General features: G+C 52.6%; 18 protein-coding genes. 12 read left to right on the forward strand and 6 right to left on the reverse strand.

Annotation, left to right across the window (positions count from 1 at the left end; translation table 11 throughout):
- Position 1: 1 nt before the first annotated feature.
- The 4 genes from bamB (at position 2) to QSV34_RS02070 (ending at position 4,345) form a co-directional block, all read left to right on the forward strand.
- Positions 2 to 1,156, forward strand: coding sequence for an outer membrane protein assembly factor BamB (gene bamB, locus QSV34_RS02055; protein ID WP_289151568.1), 1,155 nt, complete (start codon positions 2 to 4; stop codon positions 1,154 to 1,156).
- Positions 1,157 to 1,436: 280 nt separating this feature from the next.
- Positions 1,437 to 2,855, forward strand: a complete 1,419-nt coding sequence (der, locus tag QSV34_RS02060) for a ribosome biogenesis GTPase Der (protein ID WP_289151570.1) — start codon at positions 1,437 to 1,439, stop codon at positions 2,853 to 2,855.
- Between the two features lie 15 nt (positions 2,856 to 2,870).
- Complete coding sequence (locus tag QSV34_RS02065; protein ID WP_289151572.1) at positions 2,871 to 3,602, forward strand: DUF481 domain-containing protein; 732 nt, start codon at positions 2,871 to 2,873, stop codon at positions 3,600 to 3,602.
- A 23-nt stretch (positions 3,603 to 3,625) separates the two neighbouring features.
- Positions 3,626 to 4,345 (forward strand): DUF481 domain-containing protein, encoded by a 720-nt coding sequence (locus tag QSV34_RS02070; RefSeq protein WP_289151574.1) that lies wholly within the window; start codon positions 3,626 to 3,628, stop codon positions 4,343 to 4,345.
- A 75-nt stretch (positions 4,346 to 4,420) separates the two neighbouring features.
- Here QSV34_RS02070 and xseA read toward each other — a convergent pair whose 3' ends face one another.
- Positions 4,421 to 5,785 carry an exodeoxyribonuclease VII large subunit gene (gene xseA / locus QSV34_RS02075; protein ID WP_289151575.1) on the reverse strand — a complete coding sequence of 455 codons (1,365 nt, stop codon included), beginning with the start codon at positions 5,783 to 5,785 and terminating at the stop codon, positions 4,421 to 4,423.
- Positions 5,786 to 6,028: 243 nt separating this feature from the next.
- Here xseA and guaB point away from each other — a divergent pair, with 243 nt between their 5' ends.
- Both guaB and guaA read left to right on the forward strand, forming a co-directional pair.
- Positions 6,029 to 7,501: an IMP dehydrogenase gene (guaB, locus tag QSV34_RS02080; protein ID WP_289151577.1), complete on the forward strand. Its 1,473-nt coding sequence runs from the start codon at positions 6,029 to 6,031 to the stop codon at positions 7,499 to 7,501.
- Positions 7,502 to 7,763: 262 nt separating this feature from the next.
- Complete coding sequence (gene guaA / locus QSV34_RS02085; protein WP_289151579.1) at positions 7,764 to 9,341, forward strand: glutamine-hydrolyzing GMP synthase; 1,578 nt, start codon at positions 7,764 to 7,766, stop codon at positions 9,339 to 9,341.
- Positions 9,342 to 9,434: 93 nt separating this feature from the next.
- Here guaA and QSV34_RS02090 read toward each other — a convergent pair whose 3' ends face one another.
- Positions 9,435 to 10,427, reverse strand: coding sequence for a helix-turn-helix domain-containing protein (locus tag QSV34_RS02090; protein WP_289151581.1), 993 nt, complete (start codon positions 10,425 to 10,427; stop codon positions 9,435 to 9,437).
- 273 nt (positions 10,428 to 10,700) lie between these two features.
- Positions 10,701 to 13,307: a TonB-dependent receptor plug domain-containing protein gene (locus QSV34_RS02095; protein ID WP_289151583.1), complete on the reverse strand. Its 2,607-nt coding sequence runs from the start codon at positions 13,305 to 13,307 to the stop codon at positions 10,701 to 10,703.
- 286 nt (positions 13,308 to 13,593) lie between these two features.
- On the opposite strand from QSV34_RS02095, the gene tadA reads away from it, so the two are divergent.
- Positions 13,594 to 14,055, forward strand: coding sequence for a tRNA adenosine(34) deaminase TadA (gene tadA / locus QSV34_RS02100; RefSeq protein WP_289151585.1), 462 nt, complete (start codon positions 13,594 to 13,596; stop codon positions 14,053 to 14,055).
- Positions 14,056 to 14,076: 21 nt separating this feature from the next.
- Here tadA and QSV34_RS02105 read toward each other — a convergent pair whose 3' ends face one another.
- Positions 14,077 to 14,427 (reverse strand): four helix bundle protein, encoded by a 351-nt coding sequence (locus QSV34_RS02105; protein WP_289151997.1) that lies wholly within the window; start codon positions 14,425 to 14,427, stop codon positions 14,077 to 14,079.
- A 77-nt stretch (positions 14,428 to 14,504) separates the two neighbouring features.
- A complete protein-coding gene (mltF, locus tag QSV34_RS02110; protein WP_289151587.1) occupies positions 14,505 to 15,968 on the reverse strand; it encodes a membrane-bound lytic murein transglycosylase MltF in 1,464 nt (487 codons plus the stop codon).
- Positions 15,969 to 16,108: 140 nt separating this feature from the next.
- Here mltF and purL point away from each other — a divergent pair, with 140 nt between their 5' ends.
- Positions 16,109 to 19,990, forward strand: coding sequence for a phosphoribosylformylglycinamidine synthase (gene purL, locus QSV34_RS02115; RefSeq protein WP_289151588.1), 3,882 nt, complete (start codon positions 16,109 to 16,111; stop codon positions 19,988 to 19,990).
- Positions 19,991 to 20,371: 381 nt separating this feature from the next.
- Here the strand turns inward: purL and QSV34_RS02120 are convergent, their stop codons facing one another.
- On the reverse strand, positions 20,372 to 21,346 hold the full coding sequence (locus QSV34_RS02120) for an integron integrase (RefSeq protein ID WP_289151589.1): 975 nt from the start codon (positions 21,344 to 21,346) through the stop codon (positions 20,372 to 20,374).
- A gap of 241 nt (positions 21,347 to 21,587) precedes the next feature.
- Between QSV34_RS02120 and QSV34_RS02125 the strand changes: the two genes are divergently transcribed.
- The 4 genes from QSV34_RS02125 (at position 21,588) to QSV34_RS02140 (ending at position 23,894) form a co-directional block, all read left to right on the forward strand.
- Entirely contained in the window at positions 21,588 to 22,076 is a 489-nt protein-coding gene (locus QSV34_RS02125; RefSeq protein WP_289151591.1) for a hypothetical protein, read from the forward strand.
- 107 nt (positions 22,077 to 22,183) lie between these two features.
- Complete coding sequence (locus QSV34_RS02130) at positions 22,184 to 22,561, forward strand: DUF7878 domain-containing protein (RefSeq protein ID WP_289151592.1); 378 nt, start codon at positions 22,184 to 22,186, stop codon at positions 22,559 to 22,561.
- 477 nt (positions 22,562 to 23,038) lie between these two features.
- Positions 23,039 to 23,494 (forward strand): DUF4265 domain-containing protein, encoded by a 456-nt coding sequence (locus QSV34_RS02135; protein ID WP_289151594.1) that lies wholly within the window; start codon positions 23,039 to 23,041, stop codon positions 23,492 to 23,494.
- A 94-nt stretch (positions 23,495 to 23,588) separates the two neighbouring features.
- Positions 23,589 to 23,894 carry a hypothetical protein gene (locus tag QSV34_RS02140; RefSeq protein WP_289151596.1) on the forward strand — a complete coding sequence of 102 codons (306 nt, stop codon included), beginning with the start codon at positions 23,589 to 23,591 and terminating at the stop codon, positions 23,892 to 23,894.
- Positions 23,895 to 23,954: the final 60 nt, after the last annotated feature.

The following is a 23,954-nucleotide window of genomic DNA, read 5'->3' on the forward strand; positions in this document are numbered from 1 at the left end:
CATGCAAGTGACCCCTCCACTGAAATACCTGGCAGCAGCGGCGATGTTTTTACTGTTGGCCGCGTGCAGCTCCAAAGACGACAAAGAGCAACCGGCAGAGCTGGTCAAATTTCCTCAGGAAGTGACCATCAAACGGCTGTGGAGCCAAGGTGTGGGCGGCGCTCACAACAAATACCTCACCGGTATGCGCCCGGTGTTGCGCAATGGTGTTATTTACGCGGCCAGTGGCAAGGGCCGGGTGTCTGCCTTCAATAGTGAAACGGGTAAACGCCTGTGGAAAGCCAAGGTGGTCAAGGGCCTTTCCGGCGGTGTCGGTTTTGGTGGTTCCCAGGTATATGTCGGCGATATTGAAGGCCGTCTGTATGCTCTCAGTGCCAGCGATGGTATTCAGCAGTGGCAGGTGAGCTTGAGGAGTGAAGTTCTCTCTGCTGCCAGCGGTGACCGTGAACGGGTGGCGGTGCAAACCAAAGACGGGCTTATTTACATGTTGTCTGCGGAAAGCGGCGAAGAACTGTGGCAGTACAAGACGCAAACCCCGCCGCTGACCAACTACGGCACCAGCTCACCACTGTTGATTGGCGATTTGGTGATCGTGGGTACTGCCGATGGCCAGGTTGTCGCCCTCAATGCGGAGACTGGTTCGCGCTTGTGGGAGAACCGCATTTCAAACCCTCGAGGCCGCACCGAGTTGGAAAAGCTCAGCGATGTGGACGGCGAAATTGCCGTCGATGGCCAGGTGCTGTACGCCACCTCTTACCAGGGAACCACCGTGGCTCTGAGCCGCAGCCGAGGCTCCCAACTGGGCAGTCAGAAAAGCTCCAGTTACCACGGCCCGGCCGTGTCTGGCTCACGAGTGTTTGTGGTGGAAGAGGGCGACTATGTACGCGCCCTGCGCGGTACTGCCATGCAACCACTGTGGGAAAACGACCAACTGAAACTGCGTGGCCTCAATGCCCCGGCAGTGGTGGCCGGTTATGTGGCGGTGGCCGATGCCGAGGGCTACCTGCATTTGCTGGATTCCGGTGATGGCCATTTTGTGGGCCGTAAAAAAGTCGATGGCAGCGGTGTACGCGTACCCATGATTGGCGATGGCGACCGACTTTATATTCAGGATCACGGTGGCGGTTTGAGCTGTTATCAGGTGACGCCCAAGTAGCTAATATTCTTGACGAAAAACCATTCGTCATTCCCGCGACAAATCTCTGATTTGGGCAGCCCTTAGGCTGAGGCGTAAGCCGTACAACGCGGGAATCCACCATTTTCGTTATTTTTGAAAATGGATCCCCGCCTTCGCGGGGATGACAAAGTAGTCTTAAATGGGTGCACCGCGAGTAAAACCAACTTTTTACAAGTGCATACAACACTGTTCTGTTAAAATGGCCGACTTTCGTTAGTCGGCCATTTTTGTTTGCCTGTTACAACCCCTTGAGGTCATTGTGAAACTGCCGGTAATTGCCCTGGTGGGGCGCCCTAATGTGGGTAAATCCACGCTCTTTAACCGTTTGACCAAAACCCGCGATGCGTTGGTGGCGGACTATTCGGGGCTTACTCGTGACCGTAAATACGGCGAGGGGCAGCTGGCGGGCAAGCGCTTTATGTTGATTGATACCGGCGGTATCAGTGGCGACGAGGAGGGCATCGATTCGGTAATGGCCGAGCAATCCCTTCAGGCGATGGATGAAGCGGATGTGGTGCTGTTTGTGGTAGACAGCCGCGCTGGCCTCACATCCGCCGACCGTATGATTGCCGAGCATCTTCGCAACAAGGGCCGCAAGGCGCTGCTGGTGGCCAATAAAATCGACGGTGTTAATCCCGATGTGGCCATGGCGGAATTCTACGAGCTGGGTTTTGAAACCGTATTCCCCACCACCGCCACCCATGGTCGCGGTGTAAAAACCATGATCGAGCAGGTGCTGGAGCCTTTCGATCAAGCAGAGGAAGTACAGCCAGAGGATGATGACCATCGCGGTATCAAAATTGCCGTAGTAGGGCGCCCTAATGTGGGTAAATCTACCTTGGTGAACCGCCTGCTTGGTGAGGACCGGGTAGTGGTGTTCGATATGCCCGGTACCACTCGCGACAGCATTTATATCGACTATGAACGCCACGACAAACCCTATACCCTGATCGACACCGCCGGTATTCGCCGCCGTAAAAACGTCAAGCTGGCGGTGGAAAAATTCTCTATTGTAAAAACCCTGCAGGCCATCGAAGACGCCAATGTGGCGGTGCTGTTAATCGATGCCAGTGAAGGGCTGGTGGATCAGGATTTGCACATGATGGGCCATGTGCTGGATGCCGGTCGCGCTCTGGTGGTGGCAGTGAATAAATGGGACGGTTTGCAAGCGGAACAAAAAGACACCATCAAAGCGGAGCTGGAACGCCGCCTGCGGTTTGCGGATTTCGCCGATATCCATTTTATCTCCGCACTTCACGGCAGCGGAGTTGGTAACCTCTACCCCTCCATTGAGCGGGCCTACGCCGCGGCTACAGACAAACTGTCTACATCCTGGTTAACTCGCATCCTGGAAGACGCCGTGGCCCAGCACCAGCCGCCCATGGTACAGGGACGGCGCATCAAGCTGCGCTACGCACACAGTGGTGGCCAGAACCCGCCACTGATTGTGATTCACGGCAACCAGACCGACCGGGTGCCCAACAACTATGTGCGCTACCTGGAAAAGACGTTCCGCGAGGCACTGGATTTGCACGGTACACCGGTGCGTATTGAGTTCAAGGGCAGTGCAAACCCCTACGGGGACAAACAGCAATTATCCGATCGCCAGGCGGCTAAAAAGCGCCGCCTGGATAAAACCAAGCAGGCCAGAGCAAAGAGGCCTAACGGCAAAAAATAGTGGAAAAAAATAATAATGAAAACCGTACTTCAAGGAGTACTGCTGTTGATGACAGGGCTGGTCTCAACAGCACAAGCGAATAACACTGACACTGAATCGAAGCTCTACCAGTGGTATGGCGAACGATCCCTCGGTTTTAATCGTTCTACAGGCAACAGCAGTACGCAAAATTTGCTGGGTAAGCTGCGCCTTCAACGGGACGGTCGCCAGTGGGATTCAGACATCAAACTGGAGGCCATTGTCAGTTCTGCCGATGGCGAAAAAAATCGCCAGACCACTACCGTAGAAGCCCAGGCGGGTTATCGCTTTTCTGACCACAGCTACAGCTTTGCCAATGTTCGCTATATGGATGATCGTTTTGGAGCCTTTGCATCCCAGGCAAGTGTGTCAACGGGTATTGGCTGGAAGCCGTTTCAGGGCGAGCGTCGCCAGTTTGCCCTGGAAGGTGGTGTGGGTGTGCGCCACAGCGAACAGCAGCTCACTGAGCAACGGGATTCCGAACTGGTGATGCGAGGCAAAATCGATTGGCAGTATCAACTGACCGATACCACCCAAGTGATTAAAAATCTACACGTGGAATCGGGCCGGGAAAATACCCAGGTAGAATCGGAAGCCGCATTGCGGTTAAAAATTACCGCCGACCTGGGGCTTAAATTGAGTTATCGGCTGCGCAGTAGCAGCCAGGCGCCAGAGGGTATCAGTGGTACCGACACCCTGACGGCAGTTTCACTGGATATGGCTTTTTAAACTAACGAATAGGAAATACAGCAATGAAAACAGCAATTGCCACTGCATTGACCGCAGGGTTTTTATTGGCATCGACGCCAGTCGTACTCGCTGAGGATGACAATGGCTGGAGTGGTGGTGCAGAACTGGGTTTTAACCGTTCCACCGGCAACTCTGAAACCGATAACCTGTTGGCCCGTGTGGTTGTGAACAAAAAATTTCTGAAGTGGAGCAACGAGTTCAAAATCGAGGCCATTCGCAGCTCTGAAGACAGCGTGCGCACCAAAGAGAGCATTCTTTTCGAGGTGCAAACCAACCGCGAGTTCGGCGACGCCTACTACGCGTTTGGCAACCTGCGCCACAACGACGACAAGTTTGGTGGCTTCCGCACTCAAACTACGCTCAGTGCCGGTTTGGGCTGGAATGTGATCAAGGAAGAAGGTCATAACCTCAACCTGGAAGCTGGTGTCGGTTATCGCCGCAGTGAGGAGCAGGGTACGGGCATCAAGACCACCGAGCCAACTTTTGTGGGTAGTGCCAAGTGGGGCTACCAAGCTACAGAGACCACGGAGCTGAGCAATAACTTCCGCGTGGAAACTGCTTCCGATAATACCTTCCTGGAAAACGAAATTGCCGCGCGGGTGGCGATCAATTCAACCCTGGGTTTGAAAGTCAGTTACCTGGTGCGCAACAACAGCGATGTGCCGGTGGGTACGGAGAAAACCGATACCCTGACATCGATTTCGTTGGATTATAAGTTCTAATCAGTTGCGCGCAGAAAGTCGTCATCCCCGCGCAGGCGGGGATCCATCTTTAATATGGCACTAAAGCTGGGGTGTTTAAGGTGTAGGGTTGCTTTGGATGAGGTTGATCGTGCTGTGCAGCTCTCCATCTTGAATTCTTGTCACAATTTTCTTTCCAGCTTTTGCGTCATTAACGCTTTTCACTACGTTGCCTTCACTATCAAAGGTAATGCTGTAACCCCGCCCCAAGGTATTTAACGGACTCACGGCGTTTAACAACTGCGCTGCGTTACCTAGCCGTTGCTGGCGTTGTGCCAACAGGTGACCAAGAGCGGTTTGCAGGTTTTGCGCGGCATTATTACAACGCTGGGTCAGGGCATTGATTTTCTCTTGGGGGTGGAAACGAGCCAGGCGGCTATTGAGCTTATCCAGCGGCCTTTGAGCACGTTGAAGATTTTCCTTCATAGCGCTCTGCAGGCGCATGTCCAGATTATCCAGGTGCTGACTTTGTTGACGCAGCTTTTCCCCAGGGTGACGCAGGCGTTTTTGCAAGTGTTGCAAGTTGTGGCGATGAAAGCTAAGCAGCTGTTTTAGCTTGTCTGCCAAAAGCTGCTGGTAGCCGTTGATGGTGGCGCTGAGCTCACCGCTATCCGGACTCAACAACTCTGCCGCTGCAGAAGGGGTGGGGGCGCGCAGATCAGCGACAAAATCCGCAATGGTAAAATCCACTTCGTGGCCCACGGCACTGACGATGGGAATGTCGCTGGCGAACACCGTCCTGGCCACCGCCTCTTCATTAAAGGCCCATAAATCCTCCATAGAACCGCCGCCACGGCCCACAATCAGTACGTCACAGCTTTTCTGCTGGTTGGCGATTTCGATGGCATTAACAATACCGGCTACGGCTTCCTGACCTTGCACGGCGGTGGGGTAAATGGTCACCGGAATAGCCGCAAAGCGCCGCTGCAGAACCTGCAAGATATCGTGAATGGCCGCTCCGCTGGGTGATGTCACCACGCCGATGCGGTTGGGCAATGATGGTAGTGATTGTTTGTGTTCGGCAGCGAACAGCCCCTCAGCCCCCAGACTGGCTTTGAGCTGATCAAAGCGCCGCTGCAGTGCGCCGAGCCCGGCCTCCTCCATATGCTCGACAATCAGCTGGAATTCGCCGCGGCCTTCATACAGGCTGACCCGACAGCGCACCATCACCTGCAGCCCATTGCCGGGTCGGTTCCCCGACGGCAACCGCACCCGGCTGTTGCGGTTGCGAAACATGGCGCAACGTACTTGGGCAGCATCGTCTTTGAGGGTGAAATACCAGTGACTGGATGCGGGGCTGGCAAAGTTGGACAGCTCTCCTTCCACCCATATCAACGGCAGATGGGTTTCCAGTAGTTGGCGGGTCTGGCGGTTGAGTTGGGAAACCGAGAGAACCTGGCGTTGGGTTGTATCAATAGTCATGGCGGGATTGTAAAGAAGCATCGGGCCTCGGGCTACTGGCTGCGAGCAGCTTGGCGAAACCCTGTCATCCTGAGCGCAGCGAAGGATCTATGTGCCGCGAATAGTATGAGATTCTTCGCTGCGCTCAGAATGACGAGAGCGTACAAATCCGACTATCCCCGGCCCCCAAAAAAACCTATAATGCGCGGTTTTTCCAACGACCCTTAAAACAAGCCCACTTCCAACGTATTCTGGAGAAGCGCCTTGCACACCCTTACCGAAGCTCTCACCTTTGACGATGTTCTGCTGGTTCCCGGTTATTCCGAGGTGACGGCCAAAGACGTCAGCCTGAAAACCCGCCTGACTCGCGATATCGAACTCAATCTACCACTGGTTTCTGCGGCCATGGATACTGTTACCGAGTCCCGCCTGGCCATTGCCATCGCTCAGGAAGGCGGCATCGGCATTGTTCACAAAAGCATGTCCATTGAGGATCAGGCCGCCCAGGTGCGTGCGGTCAAGAAGTACGAGAGCGGGGTGGTCAAAGACCCTATCACTATTGAGTCGAAAACTTCTATCCGTGAATTGATGGAATTGACCCGGCAGAACAATATCTCCGGGGTGCCGGTGCTGGACAACGGCGAATTGGTGGGCATCGTTACCCGCCGGGATGTGCGTTTTGAACCCAATCTGGATGCAACGGTTGGCGACATCATGACCCCCAAAGATAAGCTGGTTACCGTGCAAGAGGGGGCGCCGGCTGATGAGGTTCGCGCGCTGCTGCACAAGCATCGCATCGAAAGAGTATTGGTAGTCAACGACAAATTTGACCTCTGCGGCCTGATTACCGTGAAGGATATCGACAAGGCGGAAAAATTCCCCAATGCCTGTAAAGACGATCAGGGCCGTCTGCGAGTTGGCGCCTCTGTGGGTACCAGCCCGGATACCGATGACCGGGTATCCGCCTTGGTAGCTGCCGGTGTGGATGTGCTGGTGGTGGATACCGCCCACGGACACTCCAAAAATGTGATTGATCGTGTCAGCCGTATCAAAAACCTGTACCCGCATATTCAGGTAATCGGCGGCAATATCGCCACGGGCGAAGCCGCACTGGCATTGGCGGAAGCCGGCGCCGACGGCGTAAAAGTGGGCATTGGCCCCGGTTCCATATGCACCACCCGCATCGTATCCGGTGTTGGTGTGCCGCAAATTACCGCCATCAACGAAGTGGCCACAGCTCTGCAGGATTGGGACATTCCCGTGATTGCCGACGGCGGCATCCGTTTTTCTGGCGATATTGCCAAAGCCATCGTGGCCGGTGCCCACGCCATTATGATGGGCTCCGTGTTTGCCGGTACTGAAGAGGCTCCGGGCGAAATTGAGCTTTACCAGGGACGTTCCTACAAATCCTATCGCGGTATGGGCTCTCTGGGTGCCATGGCGCGCACACAGGGTTCCAGCGACCGCTACTTCCAGGACGCCAGCGCCGGTGCCGAGAAACTGGTGCCGGAAGGTATTGAAGGGCGCGTGCCCTACAAAGGACCGGTGGCCAATATCATCCACCAGATGATGGGCGGCGTCCGCTCCGCCATGGGCTACACCGGCAGCGTTAGCCTGGATGTAATGCGCAGCAAACCCCGCTTTGTGCGTGTGACCTCTGCCGGTATGGGCGAGAGCCATGTACACGATGTGCAGATTACCAAAGAAGCGCCCAATTACCCGGTGGGGGGGCGTTGATTGACGCTTGATTGAGTGACGGGGCCAACTGGCCCCGTTGTGTTTTTTGACTGGTCGCACGTCGCACGTCTGACGTCGCACGCTAAAAGCGGTTTCCCGCAAGTGCAAGTCTCAGAGCAGCTTCGGCGATTCCTCGGTGTTTAATCAGTGGTTGGTTTTAAGCGTGCGACGTGCGACGTCAGACGTGCGACCCGGTGTTAAGAACGCCTGAGCTTGAATTAACGATGAGCCGTGAAATTGGCTCGCACTACCAGGACGAACAATGACCAATATCCACGACCAAAAAATCCTTATTCTCGATTTTGGCTCCCAATACACTCAGCTCATTGCCCGCCGTATTCGCGAGGTGGGCGTGTTTTCGGAAATTCGCGCCTGGGATATTACTGAGGAAGAAATCCGCGAATTTAACCCCAAAGGCATTATCCTTTCCGGTGGCCCGGAGTCGGTGCATGCGGCGGATTCACCGCGGGCGCCTGAGTGTGTATTTGGCCTGGGTTTGCCCATACTGGGCATCTGTTATGGCATGCAGACCATGGCCGAGCAGTTCGGCGGCAAAGTGCAAAGTTCTGACGTGCACGAATTTGGTTACGCCCAGGTAAAAATCGAACGGGATTGCGCGCTGTTTCGCGATATCAAGGATCACGTAGACCACGACAGCGGCGCCGCGCTGCTGGACGTGTGGATGAGCCATGGGGATAAAGTGGTTGCAATGCCCCAAGGTTTTGGTCTGGTGGCGTCCACTGACAGCTGCCCCATTGCCGCCATTGCCAACGAAGAAAAACAATTCTACGGCATTCAATTCCACCCGGAAGTTACCCACACCTTGCAAGGTATGCGCATGTTCGAGCACTTCGCCTTGCACATTTGCGGCTGTGAAGCTCTGTGGACGCCAGCCAATATTATTGAAGATGCCATTGCCACCATTCGCGCCCAAGTGGGCAGCGACAAAGTATTGTTGGGCCTGTCTGGTGGCGTGGATTCTTCCGTGGTTGCCGCCATGTTGCACAAAGCTATAGGCGACCAGCTGACTTGTGTGTTTGTGGACAATGGCCTGCTGCGCAAAAACGAAGGCGACCAGGTGATGGACATGTTCGCCAAAAATATGGGCGTGCGGGTGATTCGCGCGGATGCGGAAGACCTGTTCCTGGGTAAGTTGGCAGGCGAAGCAGACCCGGAGAAGAAACGCAAAATTATCGGCAATACTTTTATCGATGTATTCGATGCCGAAGCCACCAAACTGCGAGACGTGAACTGGCTGGCACAGGGTACTATCTACCCGGATGTGATCGAATCTGCCGCCTCCAAAACTGGCAAGGCCCATGTGATTAAATCCCACCACAACGTGGGTGGCCTGCCGGAAGATATGCAGTTCAAACTGGTGGAACCGCTGCGTGAACTGTTCAAGGATGAAGTGCGCAAAATCGGCCTGGAATTGGGGCTGCCCTACGATATGGTGTATCGCCACCCGTTCCCCGGCCCCGGCCTGGGTGTGCGTATTCTTGGCGAAGTGAAAAAAGAATACGCCGACTTGCTGCGGGAAGCGGATGCGATTTTTATTGAAGAACTGTACAAAAACGACCTGTACCACAAAACCAGCCAGGCGTTCGCGGTCTTTCTGCCGGTGAAGTCAGTGGGCGTAGTGGGCGATGCTCGCCGTTACGAATATGTGGTGGCACTGCGCGCCGTGGAAACCATCGACTTTATGACCGCCCGCTGGGCACACCTGCCTTACGAGTTTATTGAGAAAGTCTCTAACCGGATTATCAATGAAATCTCCGGTATTTCCCGAGTAACTTACGACGTGTCCAGCAAGCCGCCGGCGACGATTGAGTGGGAATAACTGATCAATACCCTCTATATACGAAACCCAGCGTTATCGCTGGGTTTCGTTGTTTTTAAAACAGTAATATTGTTGCGGGTCAGGTTAAACATTTCATCCAGCCTGTCGGCTATCATCTTTCTTCAATAATCCCATCAGCCCCACCAGTGCTGCAAAGGTCACTGCCCCCACTGGGAAAACGATCCATGTGATGTCCCAGTTCATCGTCCACAAACTCCACCCCAGATAAATAGCAATCAAAAGTGGCCAATAGAATGCGGCCAGTTTTTCAGCGTTTTTGGTATGTTCGCTTTTCCCAGCGTCACGATCCCCTTCGCTCAATAGCAAGTCGTAGGCTTCCAGCTGTGCTGAGGCCGGTATAACCATAAACAGTCCCGCGGTGATCATCAGGAACATCACAACCAGCATCAGCAAAGTTTTATCCGGGCTGCCGGACAAGATGGCGACCAACATAAAGGGAACAATACTGCCAATAAACAGGGCGATACCGAAAGATAACTTCCTGTTGTAAGCCGGCTGAAAGTATTGCCGCTTTTCTGTCAATACGCTATGAACACCGTAAGACAGTTCAAACCGGTTGTTCTCAATCGAGGCTATATCGACCTGATGCTGATTGAGGCGCACAAAAAAGCTGATGGCGATGGATACCATAATCAGAAGCGCCACAATACCAAACGCTGCGACCATGCCTGACGACAGGTTGAATTGCCCTGCAGCCTGCATGGCGAATAGAAAAATCAGCGGAGTGGGTGAGCATACGCACAGAGCGACGCCTTTGACGATTAAACCAGCCATGGCCAGTTTGGTGCTTACATACTCCAAGCTCTGTTCAAGGCCAATTTGGCGAGTATTTGTGCCTTTATCGCCTTCGGTGAATTCGGCAGCCTCCAGCTCGTCCTTTAAAAGGAAATCCGTAGAAACCCCGAAAATCTCGGCCATGTTAAGGATTTTGTTTAAGTCGGGAATGCTCTGTGTGCTTTCCCATTTCGATACCGATTGCCGGGATACCCCCATTTTTTCAGCCAGTTCTTCCTGTGACCAGCCCAGCTGCTTTCTTAACTTGATAATCTTGTCTGCTAATATCATTGCGATTTCTCCGTGTGTAGTAATGGCAGCAAGATTAGGAATTCATCCGGTTGCATACTAGCAATCTGGTTTGGAAGTTTGTCAACTGCTGGTTGCAATCTGGCAATAATCGGTGAATTTCGGAGAAATTAACAGAATATTATTAAATTGTTATAAATACAGTTAGCTGCGAGATTCTCAGGATACCTCCTCTCCAATAGACCAGTACCGAAGATATTGAGTCGCAAAAAAAGGGGCGCATCTGGCGATGCGCCCCTTTTTGCTCAGTTGTTATTAAAAACTGGCAGAAGCTCGCAGGTACCAGAAGGAACCATTAAAGCCAAAGGGAGAGGTTAGCGATTGGCGTACGCCCAAGAACTGCAATACGCCGTTTTGCTCTGGGTCTGGCATTGTGTCGAGAATATTGTCACCGCCAATTGTTACGGTGTATTCGGTGTCTTCGCCAAAGTTCCAAGTAGCCTCTATATCAATCAGAGTTTCACCAGAATAGCCCGCGCCATCACTGCCGTCTCCAGGGCCGAACAAGCCCCCGGTGCTGTCCCATCTGCCGTAGCGATTAAAACGCAGCAGGCCGCTGAATGATTCACCATCGGCGTAGTTCAGGGTTAACACCGTGTTGTTATTCGGCACCTGATTTTCCAGGTCGAATACTCGTGAACCGTCGATGGTATTGGCATCCACCTGAACAATGTCCTGCTGGTTCCAGCTGTGGCGTAGGTCAACAATTACCTCTCCACCACTCAGTTCGTAGGAACTGGTAATAGCCAGGTCGGCGCCGGTGGTTTCGGAGTCGAATGCGTTGGAGAAAAAGTTAGCATTACTACCCAGTAGCAGCGCCGCATTTGGTACACCAGCATTGGTCAGGGCAGTGACATCCGCGGCGGTTACCATATTGTTCTGTAAGCCTAGACGGTCATCAATATCGATTTTGTAATAGTCCAGGGTGACAGTGGTGTTTTCGCCAGAATCGTAGACCAAGCCAATAGTAAAGCTCTCGGACTCTTCAGGTGTCAGTGGTACAGCGCCTAATACCTGGGCAACGGTACTGTTTACCGGGAACGTACCATTCGGGATCAGATTGCCATTGGCGTCTGCAGCAGTGGTAACGTTCAGCGTATTTACTTGCCCAGGGGTTGGTGCCCGGAAGCCGGTATTGGCTGTGGCACGAAGGGCGAGCTTTTCAGTGACTTCCAAGCGGCCAGACACTTTCCAGTCCGTGGTGGAACCGAATTCGTCAAAATCCTCGTAGCGCACTGCCAACCCTGCAGAAAAACGTTCAGTCAAGTCGGCTTCAAAATCCACGTAGGCGGCGAAACTGTCACTGCTAAAGCTACCGGCGGAATCGTCAGGGAAACCTTGGAATCCATCAGAGCCAACACCAAAAATAGCAGCGGTTGGCCCAGCTTGCCGCGACTCCAGATCACCCAGGCCAATTTCGTAGGTTTCATTGCGAATCTCAGCGCCGTAACCGATGCTGAGAGGAGATGCCAGTCCAGCTTCTACTTCCTGAACAAAGTCTGCGTTCAGGCTGTACTCTTCTTGAGTCAGTGTGCCGGGATTGAAACTTGTTGGAGATAATCCGCCCAGGCTAGGGTTAATGGTGTCTGAAATGACATAGCTTACTTCGTTCTCGGCAAAACGCCCGCGAATATCCCAGCTCAAACCGCCATCGGTCTCGCCGCGGCCACCAAAGACAATGGCGTAGTCGTCCAGGTCAGCACCAAAGCTGGGGTTGTAACCGCCAGGGAACTGAGAAAAGATTGGGTTTCTCAGCACGAACCCGGTAGCGCTGGTAGCGCCTGGCACATCCCCTACAGGTACCAGGAAATCGGCAACATTGAAGCCTGCGGCTGTAATGCTATCGAGCAGGGATTGCGGTGCCTCATCAGGGAGGAAATCGCCGTCGTTGTCGATTTGCAGTGTGGTTCTTGCATTAAATTGCTCCGATGGATCCAAAACCGGACCGCGGTAGAAGAAACCGGATACAGTTTCGTTCTTCATAAAGCTCAGGTTTCCGTAGAGCTCAGTGTCTTCACTGAGATCAACACCGGCATTGAGGAATAACTTCAAGGCATCTACATCCGGGTCGCCCCAGCGCTGCCCTAAACCGTTAAATGGGGTATTTTCGGCACCGACAACACCAGCTACTTGCTCGGCATCTGGCCTTGCTTCGCCACGTGATGTGGTATTGGAAGAAGAGTACTCAAGAGTGGCATTGAGGAAACCGTTTTCACCCAAGGCGAATCCGCCGTTCACGCTTGTAGACAGGCGCCCGCCATCACCTCGGGTATAGCTGCCGTATTGGCTGGAAACGGTGAAGCCTTCATCAGCATCATTGAGAATGACGTTGACTACGCCGGCGATGGCATCTGAGCCGTATTGTGCCGATGCACCATCGCGCAGAATCTCTACACGCTTAATGGCAGCGGAGGGCAGGGCAGAAAAGTCCACGGCCTGGGCGCCCTGGTTGATGGTGCCCACTGGCGCCAACTGCAAGTTCACCAGTGCAGAACGGTGGCGTCGGGTGCCATTTACCAGCACCAGCGTCTGGTCGGGAGACAGGTTACGCAGAGTCACCGGGCGAATGAAGGAAGTGCCGTCGGCAATCGGGAAGCGTTGAGTATTCAGTGAAGGGGTAACTTTGCTGAGAGAATCGGTAACGTCGAACGACGCCTGTTGAGCAATGTCTTTGCCGCCAACCACGTCAACCGGGGACAGCGTTTCGGTGGGCAATGTGCCAGCACGGCGTGTACCGGTGCTAATGATTTCTTCTTCAATGACTCTCTCTTCCTCAGCATAGGTTGGCAATGCTGAAAGTGCGCTTGCCGCCGCAATAACTGCGGCAGATATAGGACGTAAATGGAGTGTGTGCTTCTTCATTGGATACCCTCTGCTTTATATACAATCGCGGCTAAGTGCTGCGACATTTTTTATGGACTGAGTTTGATGGACTGAGCCTGTTACCTCTCAGGAGTCAAAAACTCTACCTAAATATAGACCTGTTGGCGATACCCTGCGGGGAGAAAAGAAAAATTACCTAAGTAATTTACTTTACGTGTAATCTAAATGGTTGCCTGCTGTGGAACTTAGGCTGTTAGGCTAAAATGCCGTGCCAAGGTGCAATTTTATTTCTGATAACCCCAGATTGAAGTGAAGCATTGTTTACATGAGTGATAAACAGCACAGTGACTACATGTCTCGCGCACTTGCTTTGGCGGCCCGTGCCGAGGAGCAGGGCGAGGTACCTGTAGGGGCAGTATTGGTGCGCGATGGTGAGGTGATTGGCGAAGGGTGGAACCGTCCCATCTCAGGGTGCGATCCCAGTGCCCATGCAGAAATTGTTGCCATGCGAGATGCCTCGGCAAAACTGCAAAATTACCGCCTTTCCGGTGCCACCATGTACGTGACTATCGAGCCCTGCACCATGTGCATCGGCGCCATGATCCACGCCCGCGTGGCACACATAGTGTTTGGTGCCAGAGAACCACGGGCCGGCGCGGTGTGCAGCCATTTACAACTGCTCGACAACGACCACTACAATCACAAAATCAGTTGGCAGGGTGAGGTGTTGGAAAACGAGTGTTCGGGGATTATTTCGCGGTTTTTTAGGGGTAAGAGGAAGAAATAGCTGCGGGCGACGAGCTGCGAGCTACGGGCTGATCGAGGTTAACTTGGTGATCAAACTGCCTATTCGAGCACCCAGGTCTTCGGATGTTTTCAGCCATCGCTGCCCGATCTCAATGGGAATGTAGCCGATTTTTATACCAATGTAGGTTTGGGTTTTGAACTCGCCCAGTGAGCCTTTGGCGATACGTAAATAGCGTGCTTTTTCTTTTTCCGAATCCCGTTCAAAGCCTTCGGCAATGTTGCTGGGTACAGAAAGTGCAGACCGAGTTATCTGATCTTTAAACCCAAAATCCTTCAATTCCCTAAAAGTAGCAAAAACTTCCACAGATAATCTGCAACCAAGTTTCCATACCTCTAAATTCTCAAAACGCATCACACTTCCCTATGTCTCTGTAGTTAAATTCACTGCCACACAGCTCGTCGCCCGCTGCTCGAAGCCCGTAGCAGGTATCACATATCCGCCGCCAATTTCTCCGCAAATTCCTGCTCTTCCTTCTCCATTTCCTTACGCTCTTTTTCCAGGTGGTGCCATTGCAGTATGTCGCGGTAGTGGCGGATGTTTTGTACGTAGGACACCGGCTCGCGGCCGCGGGCGAAGCCGCGCTTTACGGTGCTGTAGTATTTTTTCTGCTCCAGTAGTGGCAGGTGCTCGCGCACGTCTTCCCACAGGTCGGGGTTTTTGCCAGCACGCTCGGTTAATACCCTGGCGTCTTCCAGATGGCCAAAGCCGACGTTGTAAGACGCCAGTGCCATCCAGGTGCGGTCTGGCTCGGTAATGCGTTCCGGCAAACGCTTTTTGGTTTTCAGGTAGTACTGGGTGCCTGCCATCAAGCTCTGGCGGGCGTTCAGGCGGTTTTTAACGCCCATTTCCCGTGCAGTGGGCCAGGTGAGCATCATCAGTCCACGCACCCCGGTGGGGGACTTGGCTTTGGCGTTCCAATGGGATTCCTGATAGGCGATGGCTGCCAGTAGCTGCCAGTCGGTGTTGAATTCGCTGGCAGCTTCTCTGAACAATTCTTCAAACTTTGGCAAGCGGTCGTTAACCCGGCGCATAAACAGCTGTGAGCCGGCAATATTGAATCTTTCGTTGTGACCAAAAAACTGCTCTCGGAGCTTTTCCAGTTTGCCGTTTGCCTCGATGGTGCGTAGATAGTCGTTGGCTGCGTCCAGCAGACTGGTGTCATTGCGGAATGGAAAAGCCCAAGCAGTGGTTTGCTGCTCAGATACCTGAAAGGCAATGCGAGCGTTGGGGTACAGAGATTGGTTGACCTCGTGGGCCATGGAATCCACCACCGCGTACTCTGCCTCGCCACTGTGTATCTGCTCCATCAACCCTAACGTATCCGCCAGCTGTACCTGTTGCCAATTGACCTGTGGCAAGTTGCTGGCTTCTGCCTGCAGTTGTTCACTACCAGCGCTATTGGCGATGGAAAGCAGTGTGCTGCCGGGTTTTAGTTCGGCAAAACTTTTGGGGCGTTTGGTGCCAAGTTTGTAGAGCAATTCCTGGGATGTGTTGCCATAGGAATCGCTGAACAGCATGTATTTGCGGCGTTCCAGAGTGGTGGACAGACCGGCGGCGGCAAAATCACCATTGGGGCCGCCGAGGGAAACCGCCAGCCCATTGAGGTTGTTTACCTGGCTGACTCTCAGCTTTACATCCAGATAATCCGCAAAACCTTTGGCCAGCAGGTACTCAAAGCCGGTGTCGCCCTTGGCGTTCTGGTAATAGGTGATCGGGCCGGGAATGGTAATGACTTTAAGGTAGCCACGGGCTTGCACCCGTTGCAGGTCGCTGATGGTGGTACTGCTGTGCAACAGGGCCGCAGTGCAGGCCAGCGGAATCATCAGGCTGCCAAGGCGCATCACCCGTAACAGGGCAGTACCGATAATCCTTCTCGCCAGGGAGCCTTTCATTCGCTAATTCCAAACGACTGGGTCTTGAAAGAGTAGGCTAAAAAACTCCCTTTGACCAGCTGCCAGAACTGCCCAAAATCACCGGATTCCGGTACAATTGCCCGCCTTTCCTACCCACTCAACACAAAGAGCCCCAACGAATGCTGATCCTCCGTGGCGCCGCGGCACTGTCCGACTTTCGCAGGCAAAAACTGCTTTCCACACTCACCGAAAAATTCCCGGAAGTGGTGTCGGTGTACGCCGATTTTATCCACTTGGCGGAGCTGAAAGAAGGGCCGGATAGCCAATTGACCGACGGCGAGCTGGATACCCTGGACGCGCTACTCACCTACGGCCCCAAAGCCAGTTCGGAAGAGCCAGAGGGTGAACTGTTCCTGGTGGTGCCGCGCCCCGGCACTATCTCGCCCTGGTCGTCAAAGGCCACGGATATTGCTCACAACGCCGGGCTGAATAAAATCCTGCGCCTGGAGCGAGGCATTGCCTACTACGTACAAATAGACAGTGACGATATCGACCGCGAGGCCATCGCCGGGTTGCTACACGACCGTATGGTGGAGTCGGTATACAACAGCCTGGAAGCGGGTGAGCAACTGTTCCGCCACGAGCAGCCCAAGCCAATGGAATCGGTGGATGTATTGGGTGGTGGTCGCGCTGCATTGGAACAAGCCAATGTCCAGCTCGGTCTGGCGCTGGCGGAAGATGAAATCGACTATCTGGTCAACAGCTTTGAAGGTTTGCAGCGCAACCCCACAGATGTAGAGCTGATGATGTTCGCCCAGGCAAACTCCGAACACTGCCGTCACAAAATCTTCAATGCCAGCTGGACACTGGACGGGGAGGAGATGCCCCGCAGCCTGTTCAAAATGATCAAAAACACCTATGAACAGGGTGGCGAAGACGTACTGTCGGCCTATGCCGACAATGCCTCGGTGATTACTGGTACCAAAGCAGGGCGTTTCTATCCAGACCCGCAAACCTGCCAGTACGGCTTTAGCCACGAAGATATTCACATCCTGATGAAGGTGGAAACCCACAACCACCCAACCGCTATTGCCCCGTACCCCGGCGCGGGCACCGGTTCCGGTGGCGAGATTCGCGATGAAGGCGCGGTAGGCCGCGGCTCCAAACCCAAGGTGGGTCTGACCGGCTTTACCGTGTCCAACTTGCAGATTCCCGGTCACCAGCAGCCGTGGGAAAACGACTATGGCAAGCCGGAGCGCATCGTTACCGCTCTGGATATTATGATCGAAGGCCCCATCGGTGGTGCTGCCTTCAACAACGAATTTGGTCGCCCCAATATCTGCGGTTACTTCCGCACCTTTGAAGAGAACTTTAGCAGTGAGCGTCGCGGCTACCACAAACCCATTATGTTGGCCGGTGGCTACGGTAATATTCGCGCCGAGCATGTAGACCAGCACGAATTCGACGCCGGCCACAAACTCATAGTGTTGGGTGGCCCGGCCATGCTGATCGGCCTGGGTGGTGGTGCTGCGTCTTCCATGACCAGCGGTGCTTCCTGCGAAGACCTGGATTTTGCCTCGGTACAGCGCCAAAACCCGGAAATGGAACGCCGCTGCCAGGAAGTGATCGACCGCTGCTGGCAACTGGGCGACGCCAACCCCATTGCCTTTATTCACGATGTGGGTGCCGGTGGTTTGAGTAACGCCTTCCCTGAACTGGCCAAAGACGGCGGCTGCGGCGCCAATTTTGAACTGCGCAATGTGCCCAACGACGAACCGGGCATGTCGCCCCGTGAAATCTGGTGCAATGAATCCCAGGAACGCTATGTGATGGCGGTGGCGCCCCAACACCTGGCGCAATTTGAAGCTATCTGTGAACGGGAACGCTGCCCTTACGCAGTGGTGGGCGAAGCCACCGACGAACAACACTTGCGCCTTGGGGACACTCACTTCGAAAACAATCCCGTCGATCTGCCCATGGATGTGCTGTTTGGCAAACCGCCAAAAATGCACCGCACTGCAGAAAAACGCAACTACGATCTGGTACCGTTCGATACCAATGGTATCGATATTCACGATGCGGTAGAGCGGGTGCTGCGCCTGCCCACTGTGGCCAGCAAAAATTTCCTGATTACTATTGGCGATCGCTCGGTAACCGGTATGGTGCACCGCGACCAGATGGTTGGCCCCTGGCAGGTGCCGGTGGCGGACTGTGCAGTGACCACCGCGAGCTACGATTCGACAGCTGGCGAAGCCATGTCCATGGGCGAACGCACCCCGGCAGCACTATTGAGTGGCCCAGCGTCCGGCCGTATGGCCATTGGCGAGGCGATTACCAATATTGCCGCCACCCGAATTGAAAAAATCTCCGACATCAAACTCTCCGCCAACTGGATGTGTGCCGCAGGCCACCCCGGCGAAGACGAAAAACTCTACCGCACCGTGGAAGCGGTGGGCATGGAATTGTGCCCGCAGCTGGGCATTACCATTCCGGTGGGCAAAGATTCCATGTCTATGCGTACCGCCTGGAATGACGGTGAAGACAAAGCTGTGACTGCGCCACTATCACTGGTAATCACCGCGTTTGCGCCGGTACCGGATGTATGCAAAACCGTTACCCCGCAATTGAAAACAGAGGGCGATACAGAGCTGCTGTTGATCGACCTGGGCAACGGCAAAAACCGACTGGGTGCCTCCTGCCTGGCACAGGTGTATAACCAGATCGGCATCGATACACCAGACGTGGATAACGCCGAACAACTGAAAGCCTTTTTCGAGCAAATTCAAAACCTGCTGGAATCGGAAAAAATCCTCGCCTACCACGACCGTGGCGACGGCGGCCTGTTTACCACCATCGCTGAAATGGCCTTTGCCGGCCACTGCGGCGTGGACCTGAATATTGCCGGCTTGGGCGCGGATAAACTGGCGGCCTTGTTCAGTGAAGAACTGGGAGCGGTGATTCAAGTGAATACCGCTGATAGTGCTGCAATTCAACAGCAGTTTGCTGATGCCGGTGTTGCCGTACACAGCGTCGGCACGGTAAATGACCTGGACCAGCTGCGGGTATTTGAAGGCGACCTGATGCACTACAGCCACCAGCGGGTACACCTGCAGCTGGCGTGGAGCGAAACCAGCTACCGGGTGCAGGCGCTGCGCGATAACGCCGATTGCGCCCAGTCTGAATTTGACGCCATTGCCACAGATGACCCCGGCTTGTCGGTGAATCTGAGCTACGACGCCCAGGACGACATTGTCGCCGAACTGATTGCCAACACACCAGAAAACCAACGCCCTAAAGTGGCTGTGCTGCGCGAGCAGGGCGTTAACGGCCATGTGGAAATGGCCGCTGCGTTTAGCAAAGCAGGCTTTGCCGCTGTCGATGTGCATATGAGCGACGTGCTGGCGGGTCGTGTTGACCTGAACGACTTTAAAGGCCTGGTGGCCTGCGGCGGCTTCTCCTACGGTGACGTACTGGGTGCCGGTGAAGGCTGGGCCAAATCCATCCTGTTTAATACCGATGCTCGCGAAGCCTTCCGCCAATTCTTTCAACGTGAAGATACTTTCAGTTTGGGCATCTGCAACGGCTGCCAAATGATGAGTAACCTCAAAGAACTGATCCCCGGCAGCGATCATTGGCCGCACTTTGTACGCAATCAATCAGAGCAATTTGAAGCGCGCTTCTCGCTAGTGAAAGTGCCCGAATCGCCTTCGGTGCTGTTCAAAGGGATGGCTGGTTCTCATATGCCAGTAGCAGTTGCTCATGGAGAAGGGCGCGCGGAATTTGCCAATACCGAAGCGCGCAATCATTGCGACAACAGTGGTTTGGTGTCCCTGCGTTATATCGACAACCAGCTGAACATTACTGAACGCTACCCGGCAAACCCCAATGGCTCACCAGCAGGTATTACCGGCGTGTGCAGCACCGATGGGCGAGTCACCATTATGATGCCCCACCCGGAGCGTATTTTTCGCACAGTGACCAACTCCTGGGCGCCGGATGATATGGGGGAAGACTCCCCATGGATGCGCATGTTCAGGAATGCGCGGGCGTTTGTTGGGTAATTTTTCATCGTCATGCCCGCGCAGGCGCACTACTGTCCGGAATAAACTCCCAGGCCGTCATTGCGAGCGCAGCGAAGCAATCCAGTGTCTTTTAACACGCTGATTTATAAGCAAAGCCACTGGATCGCCGCGCTGCGCTCGCGATGACGAAATTTTTAAGTCTCTCTGCCATCCATTTGGCAATAGAGCTTACACAACAAGGCTTTACAGTCAGGCCTTTAATTTATTCCGGACAGTAGTACGCGCAGGCGGGCATCCAAATTTTTGGCTATTCAGCTAATGTCATCGCGAAGGAGCAGCGCGACTGCGGCGATCTAGTGGCTTATGCCTCGCGGGGAAGTGGTTGCACGTACATGTTATAGCGTGTGAGGGTGATGGTTTTTAATGCTGCCGCAACCGACTCAGCGGGCTTTGCACTCCTTGTGCTCCTCGTTTCAGTACGTGGGTATAAGTCTCCGTTGTCTTGACATCCGAATGGCCTAACTGCTCCTGAACCGTGCGGATGTCAGCGCCAGCCTGTAGCAAGTGCGTAGCAAAGGAGTGTCGCAGCGTATGGCTGGTTACCTCTTTCTCAATGCCCGCTTTCGTGCGTGCCCGGCGTATCAACTTGTTGATACCGGACTCATCCACATGGTGTCGCCGAATGTTGCTTGTGCCCGGCTCCACACTGCGCTTCGAGGAAGGAAACAGATACTGCCAGCCCCGTTGAAATGGCCCGTTGGGGTATTTTCGAGCCAATGCATTGGGAAGAAAAACACCGCAATAATCTGGCAGCAACCGATCTTGCTGCATATACTCCTCGGCTCGTAAAATCTGCTGCTTTAGCGGCTGAATTAGCTCCTGTGCCAGAGTGGTTGCCCGGCTTTTTCCACCCTTACTGTGCCAGATTCTCAACAACATGTGGTCGAAATCCACGTCTTTTATCCGCAACCGCACCAACTCCATGCGGCGCAGCCCGGAACCGTACATCAGGGCGGCCATCAGATAGTGCACGCCTTCAAGTGCCCCCAATAGCCGAGACACCTCCGACTCAGTCAATACAACTGGTAATTTGGGCTCTCGCTTTGAGCGCCGGAATTCACCAATATCACCCAGCGGCCGATTGAGAATTTGCTTGTATAAAAAGACCAGGGCATTCAACGCCACGCTTTGTGTACCTGGCGCCACATTGCGGTTCACAGACAAATGGGTGAGAAATCGCTGCACCTCCGCTGCCTCAAGACCGGATGGGTGCCGCTTGCTATTGAAATTGATGTACGCCTTGATCCAGTACAGGTATGCTTTTATAGTTCTACGGCTGTAATGCCTGGCCAGCATGTGCTCGTAGATTGACCGAAGGAATGGCGATTGACTCATCTTTGGATCTCCTTTCCATGAATACTGTTTTTATGTACAGTATATTTTTCTCTGTAAATGTCAAGTAACTACAGCGGTCAAAACGGCCCGATAATAAGATCAAAAATATTTGATATAGATATTTTGATTTATAAATCAGTTGGTTAAGGTTTTGGTGGGAGGCCCGATAATATATTAAACGGGATTCCCGATAATAATTGTTATCGGGCCGAAGGCCCGTTAAACGAGCTGTTATATACCTATGGACAATACAGAGTGGAATTCAACTAAAGACGTAATATTAATGCTTACTGAGCTAAAAAATCATAATGAAGAACGTTTCAATGGTTATGTTAAGGATTTACAACTTTTCTACATTGATTGCTGCGAACAAAAATTAGATTTATTACCTCAAGAATCTTTTAAAATTGCGCTACGAACAGCGGAGTCTTTTATCAATGGAGGTGTTACTAACGAGCAAGTTAGCCACCAAAATTGGTATACTGAGGCTGACGTATTTGGAATGGATTATGATGAACCTCCATTTGATAACAGAGAAATATATGAAAATATTTCTCAAAAGTTAGGATTAACTTTCGACGATGCTAGGGATTACGCTGTTCGTTTAGGTTACTTTATAGATTGGTCTAGCTTATATGCTCAATCTTTTAATGGTCGTATTCCTAAGCAACATAGTGAATTTTTAGATTCTGAAATATTAAAAAAGTATATTGTCGAGCCATTTGCGTAAACGGTATATAACAAGCCAATAAAGTGGGACTGCTAAAGCTTGGCTCGGTTCCGCTTCGCTTCACAAGTATAGCCAAGCATTATCAGCCCCTTATTGGGGCGTTAGGCATGGAAAACGAAGTCGGTTCAATACATTATAAAATTAGTGAAGTAATTGATGGCGATTTTTGGGGGAGCATTAAAGTAGAAATTGAAGGCAAACTTTTATTGAAATTGCGCAATTACCCACTTTCTGAATTGTCTAGGCAGTTAACAGATTGGGCCGATAGAGTAGACGACAGCCAGCAAGCTATGTGTTTTATATTTCATTCCGAAAATTCTGATTATCTTGGAACATTCCGAATAGAGCCGAGGCCCCAAAAATGGGAATTCACATCTTGGAAAGAAAAACGTAGACCTCCTAGACTTTTAGAGCTGGAAGAATATAAATCAATTGTACAAAAATTTATTTGTGAATTATCTAATGAAACAATGGATATTAACTGACAAAATGCCTAACAAGTTGCTCAAGTTTACTCCGGCTGCAAAAAACGCAGCCTCCGCGGGACAGCCAAACCGTTGGTTTGTCTGCCCCTTATCAGGGCGTTAAAAGGCGGTAAACCTAATCGTTCTTTTTCACAAGGAAAATGCAGTGGCTTCAGCAATAACTTCTAAACACCTTTTTGGCTGGTTGCCAACCTTCAGCGGCGGCGTTCTGTGTCACTCCCTTGGTGCATTCTTTCACGTAATTGGTTCGCCTATAGGCGCACAAGCTGGCCACTTCGCAAGCTGGGTTGTCATTGCTGGTAATCGTGGTAATGTCAGTTTCAGTGCGTTGGTTCGGTGTGCCATTAGCGGGTTCAGGTTTCGCTTTCGCTCCACAACGCAGTTTCGTTCATGCGCGGCACGCCGCGCTTTTAACCAGCAAAGGCAAGGCGACCGCTGCCGCGTCGCCTGCTTTGGGCGTTACGTGTCAGGGAGAGTATGGAAGATAATCTAGTAAAGGTAGTTCTCCGACTGGAAGAAGGAGAGGATGTCTATGTCGAAACTCCTTGGGCTACCGATTTAGGTGATGGCCGGTATCGACTAGAAAATTGCCCGTTCTATTTTTACGATCTGGCCTACGGAGATATATTCTCAGCCGAATACTCCGAGGAGGAAGAGCGCCTAGCTTTTGTTAAAGTACTAGAGCCATCTGGCCACAAACTGGTACGTATTATCTTCGAGAATCCTGCTGACGAAGATGGCAAGGAAAAAGAGCAACTTGATAGTCTGGTGGCAATGGGTTGTACCTATGAAGGGACTAACCCCAAATATATCTGTTTGGATATACCTCCTGAAATAGAGCTAGGCAAAGTCACCGAGTATTTGATAAGCAACGAACTAAACTGGGAGCATGCGGCGCCGTCTTATGACACCCTCTATCCAGAAAGCGAGTAAGCACGTAACAAACAAAGGCAGCGGACCTCAAAACCGCCGCTTCGCTCTGGTTTTGGCCCGCTGCTTTGGGCGTTATATGCAGTAGGTGTTAATTGTGGCGGAAATCTCTCCTTGGACAATATTGGTTTTTTGGCAGCTAATTGGTTTGGCTGTATTTGTTCTTTTCTTTTTTCTCACTAAAGATTACATATGGTATGTAAGGGGGCTTCTCTTAACACTTATTCCGTTGGTGTTCATTCCATTTATAGCATTTGGCGCTCATAGTGCTGTAGTTGTTATGCCAATTATATGGCTAGCTTTTGGAAAGCCAAGTATCCTTATATATTATGGTCTGGCTTGGGGAGTTTTGTTTTTGTTGTATATGTCATGCACAAAATCAGCAAGAACTAAAAATTTTTAGGTTCGAGAAAAATAAGTGTTTAAAGCATATAACCAGGCAAAGCACATGGACTCCGCTCCG

Source organism: Porticoccus sp. W117 (assembly GCF_030341905.1).
GTDB lineage: Bacteria > Pseudomonadota > Gammaproteobacteria > Pseudomonadales > Porticoccaceae > SCSIO-12696.